The 9,611-nt window shown below is 61.5% G+C and carries 8 protein-coding genes; all 8 read right to left on the reverse strand.

Translation table 11 applies throughout. The annotated features are described in order from the left end of the window. A partial coding sequence (locus tag GOSPT_RS15045; RefSeq protein ID WP_141630898.1) for an AraC family transcriptional regulator occupies positions 1-563 on the reverse strand: 563 nt, incomplete at its 3' end. A gap of 160 nt (positions 564-723) precedes the next feature. Continuing rightward, positions 724-1,800 (reverse strand): helix-turn-helix domain-containing protein, encoded by a 1,077-nt coding sequence (locus GOSPT_RS15050; protein ID WP_051993939.1) that lies wholly within the window; start codon positions 1,798-1,800, stop codon positions 724-726. A gap of 187 nt (positions 1,801-1,987) precedes the next feature. Then, complete coding sequence (locus GOSPT_RS15055) at positions 1,988-2,992, reverse strand: helix-turn-helix domain-containing protein (RefSeq protein WP_005207246.1); 1,005 nt, start codon at positions 2,990-2,992, stop codon at positions 1,988-1,990. A gap of 4 nt (positions 2,993-2,996) precedes the next feature. Beyond that, on the reverse strand, positions 2,997-3,665 hold the full coding sequence (locus GOSPT_RS15060; RefSeq protein WP_005207247.1) for a hypothetical protein: 669 nt from the start codon (positions 3,663-3,665) through the stop codon (positions 2,997-2,999). 198 nt (positions 3,666-3,863) lie between these two features. Beyond that, a complete protein-coding gene (gad, locus tag GOSPT_RS15065) occupies positions 3,864-5,276 on the reverse strand; it encodes a glutamate decarboxylase (RefSeq protein WP_005207248.1) in 1,413 nt (470 codons plus the stop codon). A 74-nt stretch (positions 5,277-5,350) separates the two neighbouring features. Beyond that, positions 5,351-7,315 carry a YhgE/Pip domain-containing protein gene (locus tag GOSPT_RS15070; protein WP_005207249.1) on the reverse strand — a complete coding sequence of 655 codons (1,965 nt, stop codon included), beginning with the start codon at positions 7,313-7,315 and terminating at the stop codon, positions 5,351-5,353. A 1-nt stretch (position 7,316) separates the two neighbouring features. Further along, positions 7,317-8,090 (reverse strand): ATP-binding cassette domain-containing protein, encoded by a 774-nt coding sequence (locus tag GOSPT_RS15075; RefSeq protein WP_005207250.1) that lies wholly within the window; start codon positions 8,088-8,090, stop codon positions 7,317-7,319. A gap of 6 nt (positions 8,091-8,096) precedes the next feature. Beyond that, positions 8,097-9,389, reverse strand: a complete 1,293-nt coding sequence (locus GOSPT_RS15080) for a metal-dependent hydrolase family protein (protein WP_005207251.1) — start codon at positions 9,387-9,389, stop codon at positions 8,097-8,099. Positions 9,390-9,611 lie beyond the last annotated feature (222 nt).

A 9,611-nucleotide genomic window follows, 5' to 3' on the forward strand; every position in this document is an offset into this window, starting at 1 on the left:
CCAGCCCCTAGCGCGTTGTCGGGTGCGAAGCATGCATCCACGTCGCCGCGTAACGAACGCAGGTCGGATTGTCGGATGGCGGTTCGAATCAGATCGACCACGCTCATCTCGGTGTCGGAGTCGATGTGCTTTCCGCGCACGGCGGCTTCCTGTACAAAGGTGACCAAAAACGCCGCAATTGCCGAACCAAGCGTCGACCCCATGACGATAGGAGCAAGCGATTGCTGCCCCGTCTGGAAACCATCTCCCAACAGCTCTGTGGGTACCCAGATCCCTACCGAATCCGAGATGCTGAAGGTTTCCACTTCGAACGGGGAGCGATTGTCGACCATCAGCAGACGATCCGACTGCCTGAAGGAATACGTGTGGGAGCCGTGGCGGATCTGCCCGGATACCGGAAGCTGCTGCGTCGCCACCAGCACGTAGTCCGAGCGGTGACGTTCGATCAATTCGGCGGTGCGTGCCGTCGTACATGGCGTGCGGAGCAGCGCGAATACCGAGGTCACACCCAACGTGCGCCAGAAGATGTGCTGTTGCAATTCCGAGCCGTGCAGCGGCTCCACCGACATAGCCGAGATGAAGTCCGACGCTCCGCTGTCGGCCGAGCAGGCAGGTCGCGGTAGGTTCTTCCCGTCGATCTCGGAGGCGCCGATACGCTGATGCCAGGCGGCAATGAGCTGCGGAGTGAGGCGGTATCTCGCCGCCCCGCGCACATGGCCCGCGTCAGCCTTCTTCGTGCCGGCTGCTTTCCGCGAGCCTTCGAAGATCGTGCTTTCGGACATTGTCACCTAGCTCGAAATCAGTGTCGTGGATCGGAATCCCCGGAGGATCGACCCGATTCTCCCAAACACCGTGCACTTCCGCTCGCGCAATCACGCTTTCACTGAATTGTCGGGGCGCGATTCCGAACTCTGACTTGAACCGATTCCGTAATGTACTGACCGACGCGTACCCCGATCGATGCGCCACTTCTTCCAGAAGCATCGGGTGATCGCCACTGAGCAGCTCGCGGGCGCACCTCAGCCTGCGTTCGTTGATCAACCTCGACGGTGTCGTCCCCGTGTCGTCGAAATGTCGGTAGAGCTGACGTCGACTCATGAACAAATCCTGCGCGATGGAGTCCGGGGAGAAGTCCGGATCGGCATACCGCTCCTCGATCATCTCGCGCGCGCGTTGACGGACGACTGCCGCGCTCGACGACAGGTGTCGCCCGACCTGCCCACTGTGTTGGGTAACGGTGGCGCGCAGGAGTTCGATGACGATACGTTCAGCCTCTGCGTCCACTGGCCGGTTCGCGGTCGCGGCGTCGGCGACGAAGCGTTGGACGAACGCCGCAACCGTGCGAGGGAGAAGGCTGGCCGAGTCACCAGGCAGCACCGCGTCCACAACGCCGAGAGTCTCCTCGCGCACCAGCAGGATCGTCGGGTCCGTGACACTTGTCGTCCACAGGGTGAAGGGCGTGTCAGCCGGGTTCACCGCCATCTGCCCCGGCCGCAGCGCGCCTATCTGGTCGCCGACTCTGACGTGAGTACAGGCGCGCAGACCGTTGACGACGACGACAACCTCGCCCGAGGTTCCACGACCCGCTTCCACACCGCGCGTGAGTCGGTACGGGGTGGCCAGTTGCGCGTACACGCGCAGCATCGACAGTGTCCGCTGATAGCTGAGCGCCTCGAAACCACTCGGGTCCGCTGCGGTCGCAATCGCCCAATCCGAGAACTGCGCCAATCCACTTCGCCCCGACAGTGCCCGTGGCGCACGCCCGGTGAGCCCGACGCCGAGGCCGCGCTTCCAACGCACGACGGCATCCTGGGACAAAGACGGCCGGCCGGCCCCGGACCGTGTCCCGCGCATGCTTGCTCTGTGCATCCCCGCCACGTGCGTACCCGTCCCGTGTGGCCCCGTCCCAAATGTTGCAGACGAGTCCTGACGTCGATCAGTGGGTGCGGAAGCCCGTCCGCCGTTGTACTTACCAGCCATGTAGTTGCTAGCCATCGGAGACTTCTCTCGCATACTCGAGGGGCGTGAGTCCGTATCGTGCCGTGAAACGATTCCGAAGAGTGGCCACGGACGAGAAACCCGAGGCGTGCGCGATTCCACTGAGACCATAGGAACCGCCGCGCGCGATCAGTTCCCGCGCCCGGTCGAGCCGACGCTGCGCGATCATCTCAGCGGGGGATTCGTCGAATTCGGCGAGGCGCCGGTAGAGCTGACGTCGACTGAGGTGAAGCAGACCTGCGAGCGACTCGGCGTCGAAATCCGGGTTCCGGTAGTTGCGATCGATCGCATCGGTCACCCGACCGCGCAACACAGCCGGACTGTCGACGGTGTGCGCTTCTCGCGACCGATGTGGATTGAGGGTGGACCGAAGGAGGTCGATCGCCGCCATCTCGGCGTCGAGGTCGACGTCGGCGCCTCGCACCGCGACGTCATAGGCAAAGTTGCGCAGGAACACCGCCGTAGCCCGACTCAGCGGCGAGTCCTCCATCACCGGGTCGGCTTCGGCGAGATCGGCGTCGTCGACCATCTCTGCGGGCACCCAGACGCTCGCGTACTCGGCGGTCGTCGTGTTGGTGATCGAGAAGGTCTCCGACATCGATAGCGCGGCAAGTGGATTCGAGTAGGTGAATGAGTACTCGCGATCACCGGAGGTCACAAAACCGTCCACAATGGAGTCTGTTGTACCGAACAGAACGAAGTCAGAGTTGTATTCCGAAATGCACTGGGCAGTCCTGTGCATCGTCGACGGTGTACGAAGCAGCACGTACGTGAGGACGAAGGACAGTGGACGCCAGAAGAGGTATTCGTCGAAATCCTCTTCTCCGCCATGCGGTTCCAGCGCAAACGTCGGCATGTAGTTCGCCGCGTCGCGCGCCCCGCTTCGGTGCAGATGCCGCGATGAGGCGCTGCCGAGTTGCGGCGACGTTCCCACCCGCCGGTACCAGTCGTGCACACGTACCGTGTCGAATCGCTTCTCCTCGCGCTTACCCATGAGCCTACGACCGTTCAGGAATTCGCCGAGGCAAGACGATCATCGACGAGACGAAGAAGCAGGCGGCACCGATGAACGTGCAACTGTTCGCCAGGACGTCGTCGACAGTATTGCCGTTGGGTGTGATGTACGCACCCACTGCACTCACGCCGAAAGCGATGCAGCCCAACAAGTTGATCTGCGCCGACCACCATTCGACATCACTGGGTTTCCACGCCTTGCTGGTGTGGTTGTACGCGACGATCACCAGTATCCCGCTGATGAGGAACATCACCGAGCCGGCGGCGTCCGGCGACCACACGAGATGCTTTTCTGACGCGATGTTGCGCGCGGTCAGAGCGGCAGCGGTACTCGTGTTGAACATCAGGGTGCCGAAGAACTGTGTAGCTGCCGCAAGCCATTCCGCGCGAACCATCGTGCCCGGCGAGTAGTCGACGGGCACGGTGATGGCGCCGCTGCGCAGCAATTGCACCAAGGCTGCGGCAGTGAAGAACCAGGCACCGATGAAGTAGCAGATGTTCGCATTGGATGCGCCCATCCATCTGCCGATCCACGGCGCCGACCCCAACGCGAACAGCGCGGAACCGATCATGAAACCCCAACACTGCTTGGACAGCGTTGGCGTCAACAGGACGCGATGCCAGTCGGGGGACTCCACAGCGGCAGAGGTCACGACAACTGCTCCTTTCTGTCAGGTACCGAGTTTCGGGCACGTACCGAGACGCACACGCCCTGATCCGTACCTTCTGCCGTCACCACGGCGCTCGGCGGCGGGTGAGCGGGTATCCACTCCCCGCAGCCCGAGAGCCGGAGGTGACAGAGCTCGGCAACGAAACCGATCAGCAGTGGTGCCGATCGACTGCGCCGACGATCAGTGGTGGAAGTGCGAGCCGGTTCCTTCGCGTGGCATCGCCGTCTCGAGCTTGTCGAGGAACGCCACTTCGCTCTCGATGTCGGCGAGCAACGCTGCAGCCAAGTCGTGACTCAGGCCCGCTCGCACCACAATTCGCTGCAGCGTCCAGTGCGCCAGGCCGTCGGCCATCGGATAGGCAGGGACAAGCCAGCCCTTGAGCCTCAAGCGATCAGAGAGGTCGTAGAGCGACCACTTGTCGGTGTACCTCTCCTTGAGTTTCCACGCGAACACCGGGATCGTGTCTCCGTGGCTGACGAGATCGAAGGGTCCCATCCCCGCGATGGCGTGCGAGAGATACAGCGCGACATCGATCGAGCCCTGCTGAATCGCCCGGTAACCTTCGCGCCCCAGTCGCAGGAAGTTGTAGTACTGCAACAGCACCTGGGCACCGGGACGCGAGAAGTTGAGTGCGAGAGTGGGCATGTCACCGCCGAGATAACTGCAGTGGAAGACCATGCTCTCGGGCAGTGCCTCGGTGTCGCGCCAGATGATCCATCCGAGTCCGGGATAGACCAGCCCGTACTTGTGGCCGGAGGTGTTGATCGACACCACGCGCGGTACGCGGAAGTCCCATTCGAGTTCGGGCTGGCAGAAGGGTGCCACCATTGCACCCGACGCCCCGTCGACGTGAATCTTGACGTCGAGTCCGGTGGATGCCTGGATCTCGTCGAGCTTTTCCGAGATCTGTTTGACCGGTTCGTACAGCCCGTTGTAGGTGACGCCGAGGATGGCGATGACTCCGATGGTGTTCTCGTCGACGTACTTTTCGAGATCGTGGCCATCGAACACGAAGTGTTCTTCGGAGACGGGGACCCAGCGCGGCTCCACCTCGAAGTAGTTGAGGAACTTCTCCCAACACACCTGTACCGCGGTGGACAGCACCAGGTTGGGCTTGTCGATCGGCTTGTTCTCTGCCTTACGTCGATGCTGCCAATGGCGTTTGAGCGCAAGGCCTCCGAGCATCGCGGCTTCGGACGAACCGATGGTCGACGTCCCGATCGATGAATCGACGTCGGGCACATGCCACAGATCGGCGATGGTCCTCCAGCATCGGTCTTCGATCGCGGCGGTCGCCGGATACTCGTCCTTGTCGATCATGTTCTTGTCGTAGGTTTCCGAGTACAGCCTCCGCGCTTCGTCGTCCATCCACGTCGAGACGAACGTCGCCAGGTTCAGCCGGGCGTTGCCGTCGAGCATCGCCTCGTCGTGGACGATCTGATAGGCGGTCTCGGGCAGACTCATCGAGTCCGGGATGGTGAACTTCGGGAACTCGGTCGCCTCTCCCGGTCGCGCGAATACCGGGTTGAGGACGATGTTCTCGGTGGTGTTGGTGGTCGCACGCGCGTTGGTATGTTTGCGTGAGTTGGTCATTGAGATCTCCTCGATTTCGTTGTGCTTGTGGGTCGGGGGGGACGTCAGAAGGCGAGGTTCGTAGGCTGTCACTCCTACACTTCGACCGGCGGGTACAGGCGATCCATGTTGTACTGCCTGTTTCTTCGCGCGGCCAATGTCGAGACGGCGAGGAACAGGCATGTCAGGCCGATGACGACAGCCAGTGCGATCCAGAATCGACTGTCGACGCCACCGACGGTGAGTTGTCTCAGGCCTGTGACCGTGTACGTCATCGGGTCTACCCAGTGGATGTATTGGAACGGTTTCGTTGTCGTCGGCACGGGGTAGATACCTCCCGCGGACGTCAACATGATCATCAGGAAGGCCAGTGTGACAACGCGGCCGACAGCCGGGCCGAACAGCGCGTTGAACATCTGGATCATTGCCATGAACATCGCCACCATCAGAAGCATGAAACCGAAGGTGGCCCAAGGGTGTGTTGGACGAAGCCCGATGGCGAACACGACGACCAGATACAAGATCGCGGCCTGCAGGACTCCGACCAGGAAGGTCGGTGCGTAGGAAGCAAGGATCACGCGGAATGAGTTGAGTCCCTGAGCAATCGGTCGCGCCTGCAACGGCGTGAACAGCATCCACGCGATAATGCTCCCGACGAACAGTGCCAACCCGAAGAAGAAGGGTGTGAAGCCGGTGCCGAACGTCTTGGCCTCATTAAGAGTGTTCTCCTCGAGCGAGACAGGCTGCGCAAGCGACTTCGCGAACTGCTCCTTTTGCTTTTCAGACCACTTCGGTATGTCCGAAACGCCGTCGTTGACCTTGCCTGCCAGTTGCTGCGTACCATTCGCCAGTTGCGTAGTGCCACTGGACAATTGGTCCGCACCGTTACTCAGCTCCACGAGACCGGTACTGAGTTGGGTCGCGCCGCTGCTGAGCTCGTTCGCCGCACCCCGCGCAGACATGATGTCGCTCTTGAGCTTTCCACTCTCGAGGAGGGTGAGCGCCTGTCTCACCGGACTCTGCGGATCGCTCATCTGCGCCGAGACCACGGTCGCATCGCTCTTCACCTGTGTCAGTTGATTGTTCGCGTCCGGACCGAGTCCCTGCGTCTTGAGGAAGCTCTGGACCGGACCCAGCGCGCCTGCGAGCGCCCTGATATTGGGATCGGTGCTCTGTGCCAGCTGCGCGACGGTGTTGTCGAGGAGTGTGCTCGCCTGAGATTGGGTCGTAGACGCAGAGGTCAACTGTGCCGACACCGCCTGGGAGTTGGTCCCGAGCCGATCGGCCGCCGCTGTCAGTTCGGCTGTCGAGAGTCCGCTGCCTCCAGCGTTGTTCAGCGCGGCCAGAATCGGATCCGTCGCCGAGGTGACAGCCGAGTCGAGTTCATTCAGTCCCCCGGCGAGTTCTCCTGCTCCGTTCTTCGCGGTGACGAGGTTGGTGGAGAGTTCGTGCGCGCCCTGGTTCGCGGTTTTCATGCCGACATTGAGCTGATTGACTCCTGCCTGCGCTTCTTTGAGCTTGGGGATCAGCTTGCTCACATCGCTGAGTACGATATCGAACGTCTGAGCACGCACCTGCGCGCTCACCTTGTTGACCACCTGTTGGGCCGCGTCCTGCCCCATCACCGTCGACAGGTAGTTGTTGGCATCGTTGTAGGTGAAGATCAAACGCGCCGAACGCGGATTGTCGCCGGTCGGCGACGCGACGGACTCGCTGAAGTCGCTGGGCAGCGTGATGGAGAAGTAGTACTTCCCGTCACGCACGCCCTCTGCCGCGTCCTTTTCCGAAACCTCATGCAGATCAAGCTGTTTCGAGTCGACGAGTCCTTGCGCGACCTGCGCACCGGCGTCGAGCTTTTGTCCCTGCACCGTGGTACCGGCGTCGGCGTTGACCAACGCGACGGGGATCTTGTCGACCGCATTGAACGGATTCCAGAAGGCCCAGAGATAAAGCGCGCCATACATCAGCGGCATGAGGATGATGACGATGAGTGCGAGGCGGGGCATCCGGCCGCGGTAGTAGCGCTTGAAATCGCTACCCGGAGAGAAGGCTGCGAGCATGTCAGACACGGTCCTCGGTCTCGAGTTGCACGAACTCGTTGTCGGTCAAATTGTGAACCTCGATCACGTCTCGCACGTGAGCGTCAGGGAATGTCCCGTTGACATCTGCGGTGATAACCGTCTGTTGCTCACCGAGTGCCGCTAGTCGATCGAGGAGTTTCTGCGCGCTGTCGATTCGGGTCAGCCGATCGATTCCGCCGACGACAAGGAGTGGGGGCTTGCGTATGTTTGCCACCGCAATCCGCAACATAGCGGCGGTGAGCTCAGGGAGTTCCTCCACGTAGTCGTCAATGTCCGGCAGGGAGTATGGGCCGAAGACGGGTCGGCAGATTCGTTCCATGTCATCTGGCGTTGCACGCCCCACCCACTTGTACCACTTTGCCGCCCAACGTATTTGCTCGGTGATAACGTCGCGCACCCGAATGGTCTGTTGGATGCCGTCCACCTCGTCGATCCATGCGACCGCCGAACGGGAGAACAGGTGTTGAGCATTGTTGACCTTGCCGAACGCGTGAAGCTGTCCCGACGACGGGCGCATACGGCCCGCCAGCGTCAGCAGCAGCGCTGTTCGTCCGCGCCCGCCGGAGCCGACGAGCACCGTGACGCCACCTCGCCGAACCGTCACGTCAGTGGGACCGTAGATGTGGCCCCACGACGCGCGCACACCGATTCCGTCGGCACGCAGCAATACCTCGTCGTCGACACCCACGGCATCGGTGGCGTCGGTGGATCTGTTCAAGGCAATGGGGGCCGTCACCGGATCGTCGTCTGTCATGGCCGCTCAGCTCCCGGACACAGCAGCGGGTTCGAGAACAGGCAGGCGATTCTTCACGGCCGAGCCGTTCTTCATGATCAACGAGAAGTTCTTCTCCGGGTCGGAGATGAGCGAGATGTCGGCGATGGGATCCCCGTCGACGACGAGCAGGTCGGCCCAGGCACCCTCTGCGATGACACCGAGCGGCGCGGACCCGTAGGGATCACGGTTACCCGCCATAGCAAACAACTCGGCGTTGCCCGATGTGAGCATCTTGAGAGCCTGCTGATTCGGGTAGAATTCGCCCAGGCGTGCGGCCATTTCACTCTGTCGCGGAGCTGATTCGGGCTCGAGTAGCAGGTCGGTGCCCCACGCCGTCTTGACCCCGTACTTCTTGGCCCACGCGTACACATCGCTTGTACCGTTGCAGATTTCGCGATTCTTGCCCGCACGGTTGGCATCGGGATAGCTGTGATCGTGCTCGAAGAACGGCTGCATCGACAACCAGATCTCCTTCTCCGCGATGAGTGCGATTGTCTGCTCGTCGGCGAGATGCCCATGCTCGATAGAGCGCACTCCGGCATCGATCGCCCGTCGGATTCCCTCGACGGTGTAGACATGCGTCGCGACATAGGTGCCGTAGTCCTCAGCAGCCTGAACCGCCGCGCGGATCTCGTCCGACGTGAACTGCAGGGTGTAGAGCGGGTCGTACATCGATGCGGCGCCTCCGCCGATTGTGAGCTTGATCTGTGATGCGCCCTTGCGGAGCTGCTCCCGCACTGCCGTCAACACATGCGCAGTGCCGTCGGCGACGCGCGTGAAGCCGATCGAGTCGGTACGGCTGGGACCTCCGTCGAACGCGTAAGGGGTCTCGTACACGAATGCGAAGTCGCCGTGACCCGACGTCTGAGAAATCATCGCCTGACTCGGATAGATTCGTGGCCCCTCGAACTCGCCCTTGTCGATGAGGCTCTTCACCGGAGCTGTGTCGCCACCCATGTCCCGGACTGTGGTGAAACCGCGCAACAACATGCGACGAGCTTCGGCAATCGTGTTGCCGAAGAGCAGACCGGTCGCGCCCATCACGAAGTCCAGATAGTTGTTCGCATTTCCCATCAGATGGACGTGAGCGTCTGTGAGTCCTGGCATCAGAAACCGTCCGCCACCGTCGATGACAGTCGTTGGAGTTCCCGGCGTCTCACCAACGGGCGAGTCAGAAATGGCACTGATCCGCGATCCATCGACGACCACGTCGGAATTCTGTCGTACCGAATCGCCGACAGCATCAAACACATTGACATTGCGAATAACGGTCCGCATTGAGGAGTTCTGGCTAGGCATGGGCCAGAGATTAGCGTCGGATTTGCGACGATGTCCATCTTTGTGACTTAGTGACACAGATCCGAACAAATGCAGGACTTATTGCCCTAGCATGAATTTCACAGACATTTGGCATCTAAATTTAGCGCACGACGAAGCGGCCGCGACTCTACTGAGCCGCAGCCGACCGCCTATCGACCCCGCACGGGATCACGGCGCTAA

Origin of the sequence: Gordonia sputi NBRC 100414, from assembly GCF_000248055.1 — a bacterium.
In the GTDB taxonomy this organism is placed as follows: Bacteria; Actinomycetota; Actinomycetes; order Mycobacteriales; family Mycobacteriaceae; genus Gordonia; species Gordonia sputi.